The sequence below is a fragment of the Nicoletella semolina genome (assembly GCF_004345745.1).
Lineage (GTDB): Bacteria > Pseudomonadota > Gammaproteobacteria > Enterobacterales > Pasteurellaceae > Nicoletella > Nicoletella semolina.
Genome location: NZ_SLXJ01000009.1, coordinates 49,346 through 69,071, shown reverse-complemented (window position 1 = coordinate 69,071; position 19,726 = coordinate 49,346). Strand labels below are relative to the sequence as shown.

The 19,726-nt window shown below is 38.2% G+C and carries 17 protein-coding genes and 1 pseudogene; 8 read left to right on the top strand and 10 right to left on the bottom strand.

Annotated elements, in window-relative coordinates:
- Complete coding sequence (gene relA / locus EV693_RS06765; protein ID WP_132501605.1) at positions 1-2,208, bottom strand: GTP diphosphokinase; 2,208 nt, start codon at positions 2,206-2,208, stop codon at positions 1-3.
- A 301-nt stretch (positions 2,209-2,509) separates the two neighbouring features.
- Between relA and hemA the strand changes: the two genes are divergently transcribed.
- The 6 genes from hemA to rsmA all read left to right on the top strand — a co-directional run bounded on the left by hemA (position 2,510) and on the right by rsmA (position 9,699).
- Positions 2,510-3,817, top strand: coding sequence for a glutamyl-tRNA reductase (hemA, locus tag EV693_RS06760; RefSeq protein WP_132501604.1), 1,308 nt, complete (start codon positions 2,510-2,512; stop codon positions 3,815-3,817).
- A gap of 96 nt (positions 3,818-3,913) precedes the next feature.
- The gene (gene der / locus EV693_RS06755) at positions 3,914-5,458 is read left to right on the top strand and encodes a ribosome biogenesis GTPase Der (protein WP_132501603.1); all 1,545 of its coding nucleotides are present in this window, start codon (positions 3,914-3,916) and stop codon (positions 5,456-5,458) included.
- A 178-nt stretch (positions 5,459-5,636) separates the two neighbouring features.
- Positions 5,637-7,061: a bifunctional D-glycero-beta-D-manno-heptose-7-phosphate kinase/D-glycero-beta-D-manno-heptose 1-phosphate adenylyltransferase HldE gene (hldE, locus tag EV693_RS06750; protein ID WP_132501602.1), complete on the top strand. Its 1,425-nt coding sequence runs from the start codon at positions 5,637-5,639 to the stop codon at positions 7,059-7,061.
- Between the two features lie 78 nt (positions 7,062-7,139).
- On the top strand, positions 7,140-7,670 hold the full coding sequence (pyrR, locus tag EV693_RS06745; protein WP_132501601.1) for a bifunctional pyr operon transcriptional regulator/uracil phosphoribosyltransferase PyrR: 531 nt from the start codon (positions 7,140-7,142) through the stop codon (positions 7,668-7,670).
- A gap of 98 nt (positions 7,671-7,768) precedes the next feature.
- Complete coding sequence (locus tag EV693_RS06740) at positions 7,769-8,710, top strand: peptidylprolyl isomerase (protein ID WP_132501600.1); 942 nt, start codon at positions 7,769-7,771, stop codon at positions 8,708-8,710.
- 116 nt (positions 8,711-8,826) lie between these two features.
- On the top strand, positions 8,827-9,699 hold the full coding sequence (rsmA, locus tag EV693_RS06735; protein WP_132501599.1) for a 16S rRNA (adenine(1518)-N(6)/adenine(1519)-N(6))-dimethyltransferase RsmA: 873 nt from the start codon (positions 8,827-8,829) through the stop codon (positions 9,697-9,699).
- A 109-nt stretch (positions 9,700-9,808) separates the two neighbouring features.
- Here rsmA and upp read toward each other — a convergent pair whose 3' ends face one another.
- From upp to serS, 7 genes and pseudogenes are all read right to left on the bottom strand, one after another.
- Positions 9,809-10,435, bottom strand: coding sequence for a uracil phosphoribosyltransferase (gene upp / locus EV693_RS06730; RefSeq protein WP_132501598.1), 627 nt, complete (start codon positions 10,433-10,435; stop codon positions 9,809-9,811).
- A 108-nt stretch (positions 10,436-10,543) separates the two neighbouring features.
- Positions 10,544-11,431: pseudogene (gene ilvY, locus EV693_RS06725) on the bottom strand (HTH-type transcriptional activator IlvY).
- A complete protein-coding gene (locus tag EV693_RS06720; protein WP_132501597.1) occupies positions 11,432-12,463 on the bottom strand; it encodes a glycosyltransferase family 9 protein in 1,032 nt (343 codons plus the stop codon).
- Positions 12,464-12,465: 2 nt separating this feature from the next.
- The gene (locus EV693_RS06715) at positions 12,466-13,131 is read right to left on the bottom strand and encodes a glycosyltransferase family 25 protein (protein ID WP_132501596.1); all 666 of its coding nucleotides are present in this window, start codon (positions 13,129-13,131) and stop codon (positions 12,466-12,468) included.
- A gap of 15 nt (positions 13,132-13,146) precedes the next feature.
- On the bottom strand, positions 13,147-14,340 hold the full coding sequence (locus tag EV693_RS06710) for a glycosyltransferase (protein ID WP_132501595.1): 1,194 nt from the start codon (positions 14,338-14,340) through the stop codon (positions 13,147-13,149).
- Between the two features lie 64 nt (positions 14,341-14,404).
- Complete coding sequence (rpmE, locus tag EV693_RS06705; RefSeq protein ID WP_132501594.1) at positions 14,405-14,617, bottom strand: 50S ribosomal protein L31; 213 nt, start codon at positions 14,615-14,617, stop codon at positions 14,405-14,407.
- A gap of 229 nt (positions 14,618-14,846) precedes the next feature.
- On the bottom strand, positions 14,847-16,151 hold the full coding sequence (serS, locus tag EV693_RS06700; RefSeq protein WP_132501593.1) for a serine--tRNA ligase: 1,305 nt from the start codon (positions 16,149-16,151) through the stop codon (positions 14,847-14,849).
- A 205-nt stretch (positions 16,152-16,356) separates the two neighbouring features.
- Between serS and trpE the strand changes: the two genes are divergently transcribed.
- Entirely contained in the window at positions 16,357-17,907 is a 1,551-nt protein-coding gene (gene trpE, locus EV693_RS06695) for an anthranilate synthase component I (protein ID WP_132501618.1), read from the top strand.
- A gap of 74 nt (positions 17,908-17,981) precedes the next feature.
- Positions 17,982-18,566: an aminodeoxychorismate/anthranilate synthase component II gene (locus tag EV693_RS06690; RefSeq protein ID WP_132501592.1), complete on the top strand. Its 585-nt coding sequence runs from the start codon at positions 17,982-17,984 to the stop codon at positions 18,564-18,566.
- A 75-nt stretch (positions 18,567-18,641) separates the two neighbouring features.
- Here the strand turns inward: EV693_RS06690 and infA are convergent, their stop codons facing one another.
- Positions 18,642-18,860, bottom strand: coding sequence for a translation initiation factor IF-1 (infA, locus tag EV693_RS06685; RefSeq protein WP_005705342.1), 219 nt, complete (start codon positions 18,858-18,860; stop codon positions 18,642-18,644).
- An 83-nt stretch (positions 18,861-18,943) separates the two neighbouring features.
- Entirely contained in the window at positions 18,944-19,612 is a 669-nt protein-coding gene (locus tag EV693_RS06680) for a YtjB family periplasmic protein (RefSeq protein WP_132501591.1), read from the bottom strand.
- Positions 19,613-19,726: the final 114 nt, after the last annotated feature.

Below are 19,726 nucleotides of genomic sequence, written 5' to 3'. Positions count from 1 at the left end.
TTAATTGGAAAACCGTTTAGCTTCGATAACGTCATCAAGTTGTAAAATTCGGCTGAGTAATTTGGGCAGTAAATCGGTATTATTTAATTCAATTTCAATGTCCATTGTGGCAATACTGCGTTTGGTGTCGGTGCGACTGGATACACCTAGCACATTAATTTTTTCATTTGCCATAATTGCACTAATATCACGCAGCAATCCGTTACGATCATTGGCGATGATTCTTAAGGTCAAACTAAACCCTGCATTGGCATAGGTTGCTCCCCATTGTGCTTCAACCACACGTTCAGGATTTATGGTTTGTAATTCAAACAGTTGATCGCAGTCTGATTTATGGATAGAGATGCCTCGCCCTTGTGTAATATAGCCAACAATCTCATCACCAGGGATTGGTTGGCAACAGCGGGCAATAGAATGCATCAAATTTCCTACGCCTTCGACGACCACAAAGCTATTTTTAGTCTGTTTGTTTGTTTGTTGCTTATTGGCAACTTGTTTGAGAATAGCTTCATCGGCTTGTTCAGCCGTGGTTTTAATCAACTTATGTTGTAAATAGTGGATTAATTGGTTTAGGCGAATATCGCCATTGCCAATACCTGCATAGAGATCGTCGATGTGTTTTAAGTTATAGCGTGGCAGTGCGTATTCTTCAATCTGCTTTTGGCTAAAAGGGTATTTTGCGATTTCTGTTTCAAGTGCTTCTTTGCCGATTGGAATATGCTTTTCTCGATCTAATTTTTTAAACCACGCTGCAATCTTGGCTCTTGCTCGGGGGGTATTCACAAAGCCTTGGTTGGGATTTAGCCAATCTCGACTAGGGTTGGGAGTTTTTTGGGTAATGATTTCAACTTGATCGCCCATTTGTAATAAGTAGCTAAAAGGAACAATTCTTCCACCGACTTTTGCACCGATACAGCGATGCCCAATTTCACTGTGAATAGAATAGGCGAAATCAAGTGGGGTGGCATTTTTAGGTAAATCAATTACATCACCTTTTGGGGTAAAGACATACACTCGATCATCAAATACTTGTGAACGCATTTCAGCAACCATATCGCTTGAATCGGCAATATCTTTTTGCCAATCCAGTAATTTACGCAGCCAGCCAATTTTTTCTTCATAACCACTACGCACACTGCCCGCTCCTTCTTTATATTTCCAGTGTGCAGCAACGCCAAGTTCCGCATTATCGTGCATTTGTTGAGTACGGATTTGTACTTCAATCGGTTTATTTTCCTTGCCTAATACGACGGTATGTAAGGACTGATAGCCGTTTGATTTAGGGTTAGCAATGTAATCGTCAAAATGTTCTGGGAGATGTTGATAATGCGTGTGTACAATCCCTAAAGCGGTATAGCAGTCCGATAAATTAGGGACAATAATTCGTACAGCTCGCACATCAAATAGTTGCTCAAAAGTGAGTTGCTTTTTCTGCATTTTTTTCCAAATGCTATAGATATGTTTAGGACGACCATAAATCTGCACGTTTTCTAAGGTTTGAGATAAATGAGCGGTCAATTGTTCAATAAAATCTGCAATGTAGCGTTCACGATCAAGGCGGCGTTCTGCCAGATCATATTTGGCAATTTGGCGATAATATTGAGGGTGCAACACTCGAAAACAGTAATCTTCCAACTCCCATTTGAGCTGACCAATGCCTAATCGATTAGCAAGAGGGGCATAGATATGTGAACACTCTTTTGCCGCAAGCACCAAATCTTCTTCGCTTCGATGTTCCACATCACGCAAAAAGACAATACGCTCCGCTAATTTGATCACAACACATCGGAAATCGTCCACCATTGCTAACAGCATTCGGCGGATATTATCAATTTGTGTATCAGAAGCGTGGCTTGCATTCAGTTGGCGAATATTATCCATTTCCAATACACCTTTTACCAAATTTTTAATGCGATTATCGAAATCCTCCTTAACTTGTGCAAGATCGATGATGTTTTGCTTAACTAAAGGAAACAACAATGCGGCAATTAAACTCTCATCGTCCATACTCAAACTATGCAGAATTTCGACCATTTCAAGGCTATACCACATCAGATGAAATTGATCTGTGTCTAATTTTTCCTGCACATAACGCCAAGCAATGGAAAGTTGATCAAACGTCAACGGCGACAATTGAACCCCAGCACTCCAACTTGCTAATTCAAAATGATTTAAATCAAGCTGATGAGAATGGCGAATAGCAACCATAAGTCGTCCTCCTAGGAAAATAGCAGAAAAAATGACTATCAATAGACAGCGGCAAAACGAGCAACATTATAGCTTAATTAAGATTTAATTCTTATTTAATTTAGGGGATTTTATACTGTATTGCCTATCTCTTTCCCTCGCCTATTTACAAAATTTTTTAACAAAGCCATTGCTTGTCATCTTAATGTTTGCCATAAATCAAACCTATCAAGACAATTATTTGCACCAAATAGTTCGATTGATTAGAATGTGTCTTTCCAATTTTACAATATTGCCAAATTATTTTTATTTGTGGGTAAGAATGACTATTCTTGTTTTGGGGATTAACCATAAAACTGCGTCTGTGGGTTTGCGTGAAAAGGTGGCGTTTATTGAGAGTAAACGTCAAATCGCATTTGAGCAAATTCATGAGCAATCCCTTGCTCAAAGTGTTGTTATTCTTTCAACCTGCAACCGCACGGAACTTTATTTTCATCAACCAACCGTGCCACCACAAGAACAAAGTACTGAGAATAGAGCTTGGCGAGAGCAATGTGTAACGTGGTTTGCTCGTATTCATCAGTTAGATAATGATGAATTGCAACAATCCATTTATTTCAAGCAAAATATGGACGCTGCTCGCCATTTGATGTCAGTTGCTTGTGGTTTAGATTCGTTAGTTTTGGGCGAGCCACAAATTTTAGGGCAAGTAAAGCAGGCTTATCAAGAAAGTGAGCAATTTTATCTCTCCTTAGGCACAACGATTTCAACCAATCTTGCTCGTCTTTTTCAGAAAACATTTGCGGCGGCAAAGCGAGTTCGTTCAGAAACCGATATTGGTAGTAGTGCCGTCTCTGTGGCTTATGCCGCCTGTGGGTTAGCTCGTCAAATTTTTGATAATTTTACCAATCTACGCTTTTTACTCGTTGGTGCAGGTGAAACGATTGAACTTGTTGCTCGCTATCTTACTCAACACGGTGCAAAAAATCTTATTGTTGCTAATCGCACGCATATTCGTGCTGAAATGTTGGCGGAAAAACTCAATACCCCAATGCAAATTTTATCGTTAAGTGCGTTACAGCTTGGTTTAAATCAAGCTGATATTGTAATCAGTTCTACAGGTAGCTCTAATGTGCTGATCGATAAGTCGATGGTTGAACAGGCTCAAAAACAACGTCGCTTTTATCCAATGCTATTGATTGATATTGCCGTGCCTCGTGATATTGATGAACGTGTGGGAGAGCTTGATGGTGTTTATGCATATAGCGTTGATGATCTTCAAAATATTATTCAGCAAAATCTTGCTCAACGCCAGCAGGCTGCCGAACAAGCCAAACTTATTATCGAAGAAGAAGCAAAATCCTTCTTTTTATGGCTAAAACAGCAACAATCTACCTCTCTGATTAAGCATTTCCGTCAAAATGCAGAAGAAATCCGTCTTGATTTGCTCGAAAAAGCCTTTTTAGCTCTCTCACAAGGGCAAGAAAGTGAAAAAGTGCTGCAAGAATTGAGCTATAAACTGTCTAACCAGTTATTACACGCTCCGACTCAAGCATTACAATCTATGGCAAAAATGGGTAATGTTGAAGGGTTACAAAGTTTTTCTCACGCATTAAAGTTGGAACAATAAGCTTTTTCTCCTCTTCTCGCTCAATATCACGAAATTAGGCTATAATGCTCGCCGTTTGCAAACAATTTGCAAATCGAATTTTATTGAGGTTTTGATATGACTCCTGTTGTTGCCCTTGTTGGCAGACCCAATGTGGGAAAATCCACATTATTTAACCGTTTAACTCGCACTCGTGATGCACTCGTTGCTGACTTCGCTGGTTTAACTCGAGACCGCAAATATGGACACGCACACATTGCAGGACACGACTTTATCGTGATAGATACAGGCGGTATTGATGGCACGGAAGAGGGTGTTGAAGAAAAAATGGCAGAGCAATCTCTGCTTGCGATAGAAGAAGCCGATGTCGTACTTTTTTTAGTGGACGCTCGGGCAGGCTTGTTACCTGCGGATATTGGCATCGCACACTATTTACGCCAGCGAGATAAAACCACCGTCGTCGTCGCTAATAAAACAGATGGTATTGATGCGGATTCCCATATTGCTGAATTCTATCAGTTGGGTTTAGGGCATATTGAACCGATTGCAGCAGCACAAGGGCGTGGCGTTACTCAATTAATCGAATCCGTACTTGCTCCCTTAGCAGAAACGCTGACAAAGCAAGCGGAACTTTCCAAAGACAATGGGCAGGGAGAAGCGGTCGAATGTGATGAAAAGAGTGCAAAAGATGTGCAAGATGAGTGGGATAACGATTTTGATGTCACTAACGAAGAAGATATTGCCCTACTTGATGATGTTTTGGCACAGGAACAAGCTCTAGAAGATAAAAAGATCAAAATTGCCATTGTGGGGCGTCCAAATGTTGGAAAATCAACACTGACCAACCGTATTTTAGGTGAAGAACGAGTGGTTGTTTTCGATATGCCAGGGACAACTCGAGACTCAATTTACATTCCAATGGAGCGAGATGGGCAAGCCTATACATTGATTGATACGGCTGGCGTGCGTAAACGAGGAAAGGTACATCTAACCGTTGAAAAATTCTCTGTAATCAAAACATTGCAAGCCATTCAAGATGCGAATGTGGTGTTACTGACGATTGATGCTCGTGATGGTATTTCTGATCAAGATTTATCGTTACTTGGTTTTATCTTAAATGCAGGTAAATCGCTGGTTATTGTTGTCAATAAATGGGACGGCTTATCTCAAGATGTGAAAGATAATGTTAAATCTGAACTTGATCGCCGCCTTGATTTTATTGATTTTGCTCGAGTACATTTTATTTCTGCATTGCACGGCAGTGGTGTAGGTAATTTGTTTGGCTCTATTCAAGAGGCCTACCAATGTGCAACCAAAAAGATGACCACCTCAATGCTTACTCGAATTTTGCAGCTTGCCACCGATGAACATCAGCCGCCATTAGTCAATGGACGCCGAGTAAAACTGAAATATGCCCACCCTGGTGGTTACAATCCGCCAATTATTGTGATTCACGGCAATCAAATAGAGAAACTGGCGGATTCTTATAAACGCTATTTATCTAATTATTTCCGCAAAAGTCTCAAAATTATTGGCTCTCCGATTCGGATTTTATTCCAAGAGGGGAATAATCCTTTTGCAGGCAGACGTAATAAACTCACGCCAAGCCAATTACGCAAGCGTAAGCGCTTAATGAAATTTATTAAGAAGAGTAAAAAATAATCCCAAAGGCGGTGCTAAGCCGCCTGCTAGCATTCCAGCTAGCAGCAAACGCAGCTATGATAGCCGAATGGCCAAATTTTACGAAACAGGTAATATGAAACCAATGTTGGCGTTTTTGCAAAAACTCGCAAAAACTCACCGCTACTCAATATAATAAAAATTTTAAAGGTAAAAATCGATGATGCAATATTCTCCTCAATTCACTCAAGCTAAGGTGCTTGTACTTGGCGATGTGATGCTTGATCGCTACTGGTTTGGTTCAACAAACCGTATTTCCCCTGAAGCCCCTGTGCCTGTAGTACAAGTGCAAGAGAATGAAGACAGGGCTGGCGGTGCGGCAAATGTTGCAATGAATATTGCGAGTTTAAACGTCCCTGTCGCATTACACGGCTTAATTGGTCAAGATGATGCAGGGCGAGCGTTGGACACGTTATTAAATGCCCATCAAATCAAAAATCATTGTGTTGCATTAGCAAGTCACCCAACCATCACCAAACTACGCATTTTATCTCGCCATCAACAATTATTGAGACTTGATTTTGAGCAAACATTCCACGATGTGAGCAGCCAAGCACTGCTTGCAAAATTAAATGCAGAACTGACCGCTTACGGTGCATTAGTTTTATCGGATTATGGTAAAGGTACGCTGAATGCTGTCCAAGAGATGATTCAAATAGCTAGACAAGCAGGCGTGCCAGTATTGATCGATCCAAAAGGGACTAATTTTGAACGCTATCGTGGTGCAACACTATTAACTCCCAATATGTCAGAATTCGAAGCTGTCGTTGGGCATTGCGAGAGCGAAGAAGACATTATTGAAAAAGGGTTAAAAATGATTGCAGAGTATGAATTTTCTGCATTGTTGGTTACCCGTTCTGAAAAAGGAATGACGCTTTTACGACCAAATCAGCCAGCTTTCCATTTACCGACTCAGGCAAAAGAGGTTTTTGATGTAACAGGGGCAGGTGATACGGTGATTAGCGTATTAGCGATAGCCATTGCTGACGGACGCCCTCTTGAAGAAGCCTGCTACTTAGCCAATGCGGCAGCAGGTATTGTTGTGGGGAAATTAGGCACTTCAACGCTAACTATCAGCGAGTTGGAGCAAGCCATTCACCAACGTAGTGAGACAGGATTTGGCGTAGTCAGTGAAGAGTTGCTAAAAGTATGGGTTGCTCAAGCCAAACAGCGTGGTGAAAAAATCGTAATGACGAATGGCTGTTTTGATATTCTTCACCCTGGACACGTTTCTTATTTGGAAAATGCTCGCAAATTGGGTGATCGCTTAATTGTGGCGGTGAATACTGACGAATCAGTTAAACGCTTGAAGGGTGAATCACGTCCAATTAATGATCTTGAATCCAGAATGGCCGTGCTGGCAGGACTGGCTTCCGTTGATTGGGTTGTTCCATTTGAAGAAGAAACACCACAGCGTCTCATTAGTGAAATATTGCCTGATCTACTGGTAAAAGGGGGCGATTATCAACCGCACGAAATTGCAGGTAGCCAAGAAGTTTGGGCAAGCGGTGGCGATGTGCGAGTACTCAATTTTGAAAATGGCTGCTCTACCACTAATGTGATAAAAAAAATTCAAGGATTATAAATTTGAGATATTATCAGTCTAATCAGAAATAAGGGGAATAGAAAAAGGGTAGTGAAAAACAAGGGTATAGGAAAAATAATGGAAAAAATCATTATTGATACAGAGCAATTTCAACGAACAATTTCAAGAATCTCGCATCAAATCATCGAAAAGCACCGTGATTTAAATGATGTGGTATTAGTTGGAATTAAACGCAGGGGGGCAAATATTGGACAGCTGCTCCAGCAGCGAATTGCACAACTGACCAACATTCAGTTACCAATAATGGCATTAGATATTACTTTTTACCGTGATGATTTGGATATGTCTCAAAAAGATCCTATCTATGCAGGCGTTGATGTGAGCTTGAGCTTAGAAGGTAAGAACGTAATTTTAGTTGATGACGTGCTGTTTACAGGACGAACCATTCGAGCTGCATTAGATGCCTTGCTGGAGTTTGGGCGAGCTGCTAAAATTGAGCTGGTTATTTTTGTAGATAGAGGACATCGTGAGTTGCCGATTCGAGCGGATTATGTTGGCAAAAATATCCCCACCGCTCGAACAGAAAAGGTTCAGGTCAGAACACAAGACTACGATGGTATTTATCAGGTTGTGCTGAGTTCCCAGTGATGAGTTCTACTTTTTCTAGCTAGATTTTTCATCAATGGGAACTCTTACTCAATATATTGCTCTAAGTAGCGTTATTCTTTTTCAATTTAGGAAAAAATATGAAATTTACATTAATTAAATCGTTTTTTATTACGATTTTTGCTCTACTTGCACTGATGCAACAGGCTTTAGCGGAAGAACGTGTTGTGGCAACCGTTGATGGCTTTCCAATTATGCAAAGTCAAGTAGTACAGGCGTTAAACGGAAGAACAAATAATAAAACTAATCTCAAAAAGGCTTTAGAAGAAGTTATCGATAGTTTTTTATTCCAACGTGCCGTTCAAGAATCTGGTATTACTGTCAATTATGACTATATCAATCAAATGATTGAAAATATCGCTATCGAAAATGGATTAACTTTTGGTCAATTCCTTGACGCATTAGATTACCAAGGAATTACACTTGATCAATATCGTGATCAATTTGCTCATCAAATTTTAATGCAAGAAGTTCGTAATGCCACTATTAGCAAGAACTTGCAAGTTGCTCCGAAAGATGTTCAAAATTTATCGAAAGAATTATTAGACAAAGCGAAAAAAACAGGAAAGCTAAAAAAAGTACAAGGTACGGAATATAAGATTAGCCACATTTTAATAAAAACCACCCCTATTCTGAATGACTCACAGGCTAAAGCAAAATTAAATAATCTTTTAAAAGAAATTAATGGTAATCAGATAAGTTTTGAACAAGCAGCCCAAAAATACTCGGTGGATTATGCTTCTGGTGCAGATGGTGGTAATTTGGGGTGGAATTTCTTAGACATCTACGATCCTCAATTTGCTCAAGTCGCAGAGAAAAGCAAAATCGGTGTTATTTCAAAACCTTTTAAATCGCAATTTGGTTGGCATATTTTGAAGGTAGCTGATACTCGTCAAGGCGATAGAACAGAACAAGCTTATCTACAAAAAGCGTATGAACAACTTATCAACAAGCAGATAAAAACGTTTGAAGAAGATTGGATTAAATCACTTAAACAAAAAGCAACAATCAAATATTTTTAATTCATTACGATTTTTTAAGCCTTGCAATATTGCAAGGCTCTTTTCGTTCCTATTATTGCAAAATATAGCGGAAAACTTACCGCTTATTTAGCAGAAAAAACTATTTAGCTAGGGAAATTATGCATTCAAACTCAAAAACGCATCTTGGACATACCGCTCGTAAACGCTTTGGACAAAATTTTCTCCACGATCAAAATGTTATTCATAATATCGTTGCGGCCATTGCTCCACAAAAAGATCAACTTTTAATTGAAATTGGACCTGGACTTGGTGCCTTAACGGAGCCTGTTGCAGAAAGCGTTGAGAGTCTTACCGTGGTTGAACTTGACCGAGATTTAGCTGAGCGTCTTCGCCACCACCCTTTCCTTAACCATAAACTGACGGTCATTGAACAGGACGCACTTCAGTTTAATTTTCACCATTATTTCAATGAGCTTAATTTATCTGATGGAAAAAAAGCGAGAATTTTCGGCAATTTACCCTATAACATCTCAACACCATTAATGTTTCATCTGTTTAAATTTCACGATATTATTCAAGATATGCATTTTATGTTGCAAAAAGAGGTCGTAAAACGACTTTGTGCCGCCCCCAATAGTAAAGCCTACGGTCGCCTCACGATTATGGCACAATATTATTGTCAAGTAATGCCTGTCTTAGAAGTTCCACCATCGGCATTTAAACCTGCTCCAAAAGTAGACTCTGCGGTGGTTCGCTTAATGCCACATCAAGTCTTACCCCACCCTGTTAAAGATATTTACTGGCTTAATCGTGTAACCACTCAAGCATTTAACCAACGGAGAAAGACCTTACGCAATGCACTTTCAGCCTTGTTCTCTCCAGAGCAGCTCACGAAACTCGGTGTTGATTTAAATGCTAGAGCAGAAAACCTAAGCTTGTCTGATTACGCTCATTTGGCAAATTGGTTATGTGAAAATCCGCCAGAAATACCAAAAGAGTTGATAAACAGTGTTGATGATGTCGAGTAAAATAATAAGGGCGTATTTCATACGCCCTGTTTTAGTTTATTCAATATGGCGATTTGCAAAAATTTATTAAAATCAAACCGCTTATGGAGGCTTTTTGTTCGGATTGGTTTTATTTCGTGCCAAAAATTTTATCGCCAGCATCGCCCAACCCTGGGATAATATATCCATTTTCATTTAAATGACTATCGATTGCAGCAGTATAAAGTTCAATATCAGGGTGAGCGGCTTCTAGTGCTTTTATTCCTTCTGGGGCAGCGACTAAAACTAAAACCTTAATTTGCTTACAGCCTGCTTTTTTCAGTAAATCAATCGTTGCTATCATTGAGCCACCTGTTGCCAACATAGGATCGACAATAATCGCAAGGCGTTCTTCCACATCATTAGCGAGCTTTGTAAAATAAGGCACGGGTTCAAGCGTTTCTTCATTACGGTAAATACCCACTACACTGATTCTTGCACTTGGAATATGTTCTAATACACCGTCCATCATACCTAATCCAGCTCGTAAAATAGGCACAACCGTTACTTTTTTGCCTTTAATTCGCTCAATTTCAACCTCACCGTTCCAGCCATTAATGATCACTTTTTCCGTTTCTAAATCAGCAGTGGCCTCATAAGTAAGTAAACTTCCCACTTCAGTTGCCAGCTCTCGGAAGTCTTTAGTATTGACATCAAAGGCTCGCATTAGCCCTATTTTATGTTTGATAAGAGGGTGTTTAACTTCAACAATTTTCATTGGTTTTCTCCTTCTAAAATGGAACATTTCATACAAAGTGATATGGATAATTTAAAGTGGAACAAGTTACGGCAAAGGCTATATTATCAAAATACGCCGTAAAATATTTTAATCTAGATCAGATAAAACCTGCCAAAATGCCTGAATAATTGGTTCTTGTAGGCGACGTTTCTGTACACAAATACCAAGTTCAAAGGCTTCTATAGGTTATGTTAAAGTAAAATAAGAGACTTGATTATTTACAGGGCTATGTTGAACAACCACATCAGGAAGCAATGCTACGCCACAGCCGACAGCAACCATTGGCACAATAGCTTCGTGCCCCTCTACTACCGCATAAATTTTGGGCTGTTTAATTTTTTGTAATTTAAACCAATGTTCTATACGCTGACGAGCTGGACCATCAGCAGGCAAAATAAAGGGAATATTTTGCCAATCAATGTAATCTTCTTGTAAGAGTTGGGTGGCTAAACAGGCAATCCGAGGCACAACTAACGACAGTGTAATCTCATCAATAGAGTGAAATGCGATGCTATTAGGTAATGCTTGAGGCTTACCAGCCAAAGAAAGATCGGCTTGTAACAATTGGATCGAATTTAACGATTTAGCGGGATCACCTGTAATTAATTTAATTTCCACTTTGGGGTAGACTTGACGAAATTTTGCCAAGATCTGGGGCAAATGGCTGTAAGAGGCAGTAACAGAACAGAAAAGTTTCAGTTCACCTTCAAGTGTCGAAATTTGAGGATTTAATTTCTGTTTCAATTGTTGCCAATTTGCCCAACCTTGTTCAGCGAAATATAAAAAGAGCTTGCCCGCTTCAGTTAGTAAAACGTGGCGATTATCTCGAATTAGCAGTGGTTGTCCAAGTTCTTGCTCAAGCCGCTGAATATGGCGAGATAATGTAGATGCACTCATATGGTTTTTTTCTGCACTACGAATAAAGCTCTGAGATCGTGCAATATCTAGAAATAGCTTAAGACTTTGGAATTCCATCTAATTTAGCCACTTAGGATCGAGTGTAGTAAAATCAATTTCATTAATATTTTTATTAAATCTTAATATAACAGTTTTATTTTTATTATTAGGGTGCCAATGTGTAAAATTATCTTCATCAGCACTATAAAAACAGATTATTTTTTTCTGCAATCCAGCCGCAATATGTACAGTTGAGGTATCTGGAGAAATTAATAAGCTAGCATGTCGAATAAGCTCAATGGTGTGGAAAATATTTTTGGTTTTTTCATATACAAAGATATGATTGTACTGTTTTGATAATGCTTTTAATATTTCTATTTCTGATGGTATAGCCAGTAATACGATAGGACGTTTTGTGGATTTTGTTAAAGTATTTAGTAATTCTTGCATTTTATCTTTATCTAATCGCCTTGTATTTCCAGCACCAAAGAAATTGATTGAAATATAATCCGTTAAATTCTTTTCAGCTAAGAATTGTTTTACCTCTTCTTTTTCTTGCTTGGCACAAGGTATGTCATATTCTAATGAAATAGGCTTAATATCTAATAATGCTAACATATCTTTATAAATTAAAGAGAAATGCTGCTGGCTGTTTGTTATATTAAAGTTAAATAATTGATAATTTTGCTTTCTTACTCCAACATAATATATGGCACAAATCAAACGCAGCAGTAGCAAATCCCTATTGCGTAACTGTATAGTCGGATCAAGTACAACATCATATTCTTCTTTCGCCAACGATCTACCACAACGAATATAATCAATAATACTTTTCGTTTTAACTAAGTAGAGCTGGTCAATATGGGGATTTTTTTCGAACATATAGGCATTATTATAGGAACATATCACGCCTATATGCGTATCAGGTGAATGTTTTTTAATTTCCCTGAAGACAAAAGAACTGACAATATAATCACCGATTTTGCCGTCTTGTCGCATAAATAAGATTTTTCTAATTGGTTGCTGAATAGGCTGCGAAATTGACCACTTATCAATAAAAAATTTACCCATAATAATGCGTATATTTCGCAATATTGCTTTTATACTCATTCTTATTTATACCTATCTTCTTGTTGATCTATTTCAGAAACCGCTCCACCAAAAATACAAGAAGGCTCAATACCATACGCATTTAATTGATTTAATTGCAATAAACCAGTTAAGAAATCAGCAGGCATTCTGATTGGATAAGCCTGCTTCAATAATTTTTTTGCACCATTTAAAGTTAGTAAATAGCCTGTGGTTCTAATAATGGTTCGCTTAGAGTATTTTGATGGTCTGATGTATTTTGCCAATCTATATCTTTCCACTAAATTTTTAGGGAATGGATAGATTTTAGCTTTGCCATGATCTAAAAATAAAATATCAAAATTCGGGGATATTTTGCGAAGTGCATCATTAAATATATCTGCAAAATACAGAGAGACAATCGCATCATCTTCTAAAATAATCGCTTGCTCTATATTATTTTTTACCAAATGTTCATATAGTTTAATATGGCTCATCGCACAGCCAATTTCACCCAAAGTTAGCGTTTTTTGAGCATTGTAATTTTTAGGATAAAATTCATAATCCACTTTTGCTAATTCTTCGTGTGGTAATGTTTTACCGTAAACCGCATCAAAAAATTCAAACTGAAGACCTAAAGCAGATAAACGTTGAGCAATGACTTCTCTACGAGGAGAGTTTTTTAGGCTGATGATAAAAATAGGGGGCATAATAAAAGACCTATATTAAGACTGGTTATGAATACTATCTAATAATGTTAAAAAATCATATTTGATTTTATCTTCACCAAAACTAGAGATATGTTTAATTATCTCCTGTCTACAATCATTTAGCCGATTCTCTGAAGTCAGTAGATGGTAAATTTCTTCAACGAATTTATCTATATCACCCAATGGGGTAAGTGCACCACATTTTCCATTGTTAAGAATCTCTTTTGTGCCTGTTGGGCAATTCATTGCCACAACAGGAACATTAAATGCTAAACTTTCAACTAACACTGTACAAAAACCTTCTGTTTCTGAAGTGTGTAAAAATAGTTTAGCATTCTTCATATAAGGGTAAGGATTATTTAATTGACCTAATAAAAAACAATATTCTTCTAAATTAAGTGATTTTATAAGATCATATAACTCTTTATATATTTCGCCTCCACCAATAATATAAAGTTTCTCTTTAATACCTTTCTTTACTAATTTAGCGTAAGCTTGAATTAACCATTCGTGGCGTTTTCTTGGGTCTAGTCTTGATACTTGCAGTAAAAATGGCTCGTTATTTGAGGCTTGTTCTATGAGATGAGAATCAGTAATAGAATGGTTTTCTGCAAGTGCATATAAATTTTTATAATTGATTGGATTATAGATTAATTTTACTTTCTCTTTGGATATTTCATTATTTTCTAATATCTGTTCCGCCATTTCTTGGCATATAGCAACAATATAGTCGTATTTATTTAAGGAATGAATCTGTGTTTGGAATTTAATTTTATCATCTATAGATAATGCCCCATGCTGCCAACGTACTATTGGACAATCTATCTTATTAAAATCTAGAAAACGATGAAAATGTTCACTAAAGTTAATCACAATATCGTAATTATTTTTAGAAATAATGCTTAATAATTGTTTTCTTCTATATCTTTTCTCTTTAAAGTTCAACCACTTATATTTCAACCTCTTTTGGATAGAGAGTTTTCTTTCTATGTATAATTTATTACGATAAGTTAAGTAAGCATTATCGAAAAAATAGGTTGTCTTGATATTATGTGGAATATGGGAACTAAAAATGTCGTCTTGAGGTTTATTATCTAGGAGTAAGTGGATCTCCAGGTGAGACTCGTCTTTTAATAGGTTTAAATAATTTACTAGAATACGCTCCACGCCACCCATTATTAGAGACTTATGCAAAAAAAGCACTTTCATAATAAACCTACTGAAAAACAACCGCCCTTTCTTTATCAAAGAAAGGGCAATGTAATTTCCGATATTATTTCGTCGCTGGAATGCTGAAGCGTTTATTGAAGCGTTCTACACGACCGCCTGTATCAACAACACGTTGCTTGCCTGTATAGAATGGGTGGCAGTTACCGCACACATCTAGGCTTAAATCTTTACCTACGGTTGAACGTGTTTTTACAACATTACCACAAGAGCAGGTTGCAGTAATTTCTACATAGTTAGGGTGAATACCTTGTTTCATTGGAAAACCTCTAAAGAAGCCATATCGCCATCAAGCTTGGAAGCCCGCTGCTTGATACCATATGTAATAATAAAAAGTTAAGTAAAACTTAACACCAAAGAGTAAGCATTATAAGGAGAAAATTTTCTTTTTCAACTTTTTGATGGAAAAATAGTTAACCATTTCTCTGCCTGCTTTTGATCGCTTGCCGTGCTTGCAAAGATAGACAGAAGGAAGTCGAATAATAAAATTACTGAATAAGCTCTAATCCATTCATATATGGACGTAAAACCTGTGGTACAGTAATTGAGCCGTCAGCATTTTGGTAATTCTCAAGCACAGCAACAAGAGTACGACCAACAGCAAGCCCAGAGCCGTTGAGAGTATGTACAAAACGTGTTTTTTTATCACCTTTAACACGACAACGTGCTTGCATTCGGCGAGCTTGGAAATCCCCCATATTTGAACAAGATGAAATTTCACGATAGGTTTGTTGTGCAGGCAACCAAACTTCCAAATCGTATGTTTTTGTTGCACTAAAGCTCATATCGCCAGAGCAAAGTAGCATTTTTCGATACGGAAGCTCCAGTAACTGTAAGACTTTTTCAGCGTGTGCTGTCAGCTCTTCTAGGGCTTGCATTGAGTTTTCAGGTGCAACAATTTGTACCATCTCAACTTTATCAAATTGGTGCATACGAATTAACCCTCTCGTATCTCTTCCATAAGATCCTGCTTCAGCACGGAAACAAGGCGTATGTGCAGTCAATTTGAGTGGTAATGTATCTTCGTCTAGAATTTCATCTCGCACAAGATTAGTAACAGGCACTTCTGCGGTTGGAATTAATGCAAAAGGTTTTTGTAGTGCATTAGGATCTTGCCCTTCTAACGGTTGGGTATGGAATAAATCCTCGCCAAATTTTGGTAACTGTCCTGTACCCAATAAACTATCGTGATTGACTAAATATGGCACATAAGTTTCTATGTAGCCGTGTTGTTGCGTATGTAAGTCCAGCATAAATTGAGCTAATGCACGGTGAAGGTGGGCAATTTTATCTTTCATCACCACAAAGCGGCTGCCTGCCAATTTTACCCCAGCTGGAAAATCTAAACCTTGTAGATTTTCGCCGAGCGTAACGTGATCTTTTACTTCAAAATCAAACTGGCGAGGCTCGCCCCAGCGTGCAATTTCCACATTTTCACTATCATCTTTTCCTACAGGCACATCATCGGCAGGTAAGTTCGGAATATTAACAAGTAAAGTTCTAATCTCAGCTTGGATTTTGTCTAATTCTGTTTTTGCCAATGCTAATTCATTCCCCATTGAATCGACCTCAGCTAACAGTGCTGAAATATCTTCCCCCCGAGCTTTTGCAGCACCGATATTTTTTGAGCGGCTATTTCGTTCTGCTTGCAAAGTTTCTGATTGAATTTGCAATGCTTTACGTTGCTCTTCAAGGACACTCACACGGTGTTTATCAAGTTCAAATTGACGTTTGGTTTTTAAAATATGCACAACCTCATCAAGGTGTGTACGCAGTAAATTTTGATCAATCATTTTATTTCCTTTTATTCTTATACCAGTTTTGCAAAAGATGAATGAAATTTCCTAAGAAGTATAGCACAAATTTAGCGTTTTACGTTGTTGGCGACAATGATGATTTTGGAGTAGGAAATCATTTAAACGGCATAAAATGTAAAAACCACTTGACTATACATACTTGTACTAGTTTAATAGTACAAAAATTCAATTGGGGGATAATATAATGTTACATATTCAGCAGACGCAGCTTCCTTATTATGCAGATACTACTGCAATGTTTTACCACCTCTGTGGTGAAGAGCCATACACTTTATTGCTTGATTCCGCCGAAATCCAAAGTAAAAACAGCACTAAAAGTTTACTCTTTGCACGCTCTGCCGTACATATTTTCTGCGATGAAAATCACGTTACATTTGAGGCTTTAACGGAAAATGGACTGCCTGTTCTCCCTCTGATTGAAGCCGCATTACAACAACTTAATCCTGCACCAATTTGCAAAAATTTACCAGAAACTAACCGCTTGGAAGCGATTTTTCCTGATGTACCTGCCAATATAGATGAAGATTGCAAGTTGAAAACGACGACTATCTTTGATGGTTTACGTTGTGTCCGTCAGTTATTTTCCCAGCAAGAAAAACCTGTCTATTTAGGCGGATTATTCAGTTACGATTTGGTGGCAAATTTTATCCCAATGGAGAATATTGAATTTAATGATGACGGTTTGCATTGTTATGATTACAGCTTCTATTTAGCAGAACAGCTCGTTTTTGTCGATCACGTCAATCAAACTGCGACCTTACACACTTTCTGCTTTAATTCAAATCAACAGGCACAATTAAATCAACAAGCGGTCGATTTCGCTAAAAAATTAGCAAATTACCAACAAATGACATTTAACCTCAACTTAGAAAAGGCAGAAAGTGAGGCCATTGCAGAAATTAGCGATCACGATTTTAAAGACATCGTTAATCAACTCAAACACCATATCCATATTGGCGATGTTTTCCAAATTGTGCCATCTCGCCGTTTTCGTATACCTTGCCCAAATCGTTTAGCAGCTTATCGTCAGTTAAAAATCAATAACCCAAGCCCTTATATGTTTTTTATGCAAGGTAACGACTTTACCCTATTCGGAGCCTCGCCTGAAAGTGCATTAAAATATTCTGAGTATAATCGCCAATTAGAAATCTACCCCATTGCAGGCTCTCGTCCTCGTGGATTTGATTCGCAAGGTAATATTGATCCCGAATTAGACACCCGTTTGGAGCTAGAACTGCGTTTGGATCAAAAAGAACTTGCAGAGCATTTAATGTTAGTGGATCTCGCCCGCAATGACGTAGCTCGTGTATGTGTATCTGGTTCTCGTAAGGTAGCAGATTTAATGCAAATTGACCGCTACTCGCATATTATGCACCTTGTTTCTCGTGTTATTGGTACACTGCGTCCAGAATTTGATGCCTTGCACGCTTACCAAGCCTGTATGAATATGGGAACGCTCACAGGCGCACCAAAAATTAAAGCGATGCAACTCATTTATCAATTTGAGAAGCAAAAACGCCATAGCTATGGTGGTGCAGTCGGTTACTTAACTTCAGATGGCAATTTGGATACCTGTATCGTTATTCGATCTGCATTCGTCCAAAATGGTCTTGCATACGTCCAAGCAGGTTGTGGCGAAGTACTTGATTCTGATCCACAACTTGAGGCAGATGAAACTCGCCACAAAGCAAGAGCTGTATTAAAAGCAATTGGGCAAGTAAACGGCAAATAACAAAAATCAAACAAAAAATGACCGCTTGTATAGATGCACTTACCATTAAATGCGGCAACACTTAAGGAGTAATGATGGCTCACATTCTATTTATCGATAATTTCGACTCATTTACCTACAACCTTGTGGATCAATTTCGCCAATTGGGGCATACCGTTACCGTCTTTCGCAACGACTACCCTCTTGAAAGTTTCTGTGAAAAAGCACTTTCCACACCAGATAGTCTAGTAGCACTCTCACCAGGACCAGGTACTCCTCAAGAAGCGGGAAATATGCTAGAAATCATCAAAAAATTAAAAGAAAATGTACCAATCATCGGTATTTGCTTAGGACACCAAGCCATTATTGAGGCACTTGGTGGGAAGGTAGTACATACAGGCACCGTTTTGCACGGAAAAGTCTCTAAGATTGAACACGACAACCAAGCAATGTTTGCAGGTCTCAATAATCCAATGCCAGTTGCTCGTTATCATTCACTAATGGGCGATGAACTCCCCACAGAATTAACAGTAAACGCCACATTTGGCAATATCGTGATGGCTATTCGCCATAACACATTGCCTATCTGCGGCTTCCAATTTCACCCTGAATCCATTCTAACTGTTAAAGGCACTCAGCTATTAAAACAATCTATCGAATGGTTATTGGCAGAGAGATAGTAAAAACGGAAGTCAATTACTTCCGTTTCCGCTACTATAGGGTTGTTCTTAGATCTAATGTTGATGAGAAATTGATTATCTTGCTCGGAAAATAATTCGGGCTTTGCTTAGATCGTAAGGGGTCATTTCAACGGTTACTTTATCACCTGTTAAGATACGGATATAGTTTTTACGCATTTTTCCTGAAATATGTGCGGTAACAATATGACCATTTTCAAGTTCAACACGAAACATTGTGTTAGGTAAGGTTTCTAAAATCGTTCCTTGCATTTCAATGCAGTCTTCTTTAGCCATTTATTCCTCTTTAATTTGTTTACATAAACAGATGCCAATTGGCAAAACGCTGGGTATTATACTCCGACTCGTCCGAATTACAATCACTTGTGACGAAAAGCCCTTCGGCGTGAATAAAAACGCTGAATGTTACTTTTGCCACTGTATGTTGGATTGAGGGTAGACGATTTTATTAATGGTTGAAGCAATATGCGGCGTTTGTGAGGGAAGCCATAAAAACTACTGACAAATATACCTCCTGCTAAAAATAGAATGATAAGTTCTCCATAAAGGAGGTGAAAAAGTGTATTGACGGCATATTGAGAGGTCTGTGCATATTGACTGTCAAAAGTAACCCGCAGAAAACCAATTAATTCCTGCTGATTGAAAATTGGCTCGACAATTTGTTGCGTATTCTGTGTATTTTGGCGAGCCGCTGCGGGAAAAGGTGTTGCATTTTTGCTTTGAGCAATCAGCACACCTGAATCTGAATAAAGGTTGGCATCAATAATAAAGTTCTCTTGAGCAAAGATGTCTAATGATTCAGTGAGTTCATCTGTTTTAGCTTCTTTTATGAGCATTAATGAAAATAGCTTTGCCTGCTGACTAACCAATAAATGCGATAAATTTGAAACTTGGTTAATGCTGGCAAGTTGGGAAGCAAACTTAAATTGGTTTATGCCAGTTAAGATTACACCAACTACAGTGATGCAAACAAGTAAAGTTACAAAGACGATACCAATTTTAACAATTTTTTCACGAGTGTATTGCATAAAATTCCTCTTGAGCAGAAGGGGGATTTTAGCGAGAAAAATCAAAATGAACAACTCACACATAAAGTGGACAGCAAGAACAAATTTCCTTATTATTTTTCTATACCTTTTGCA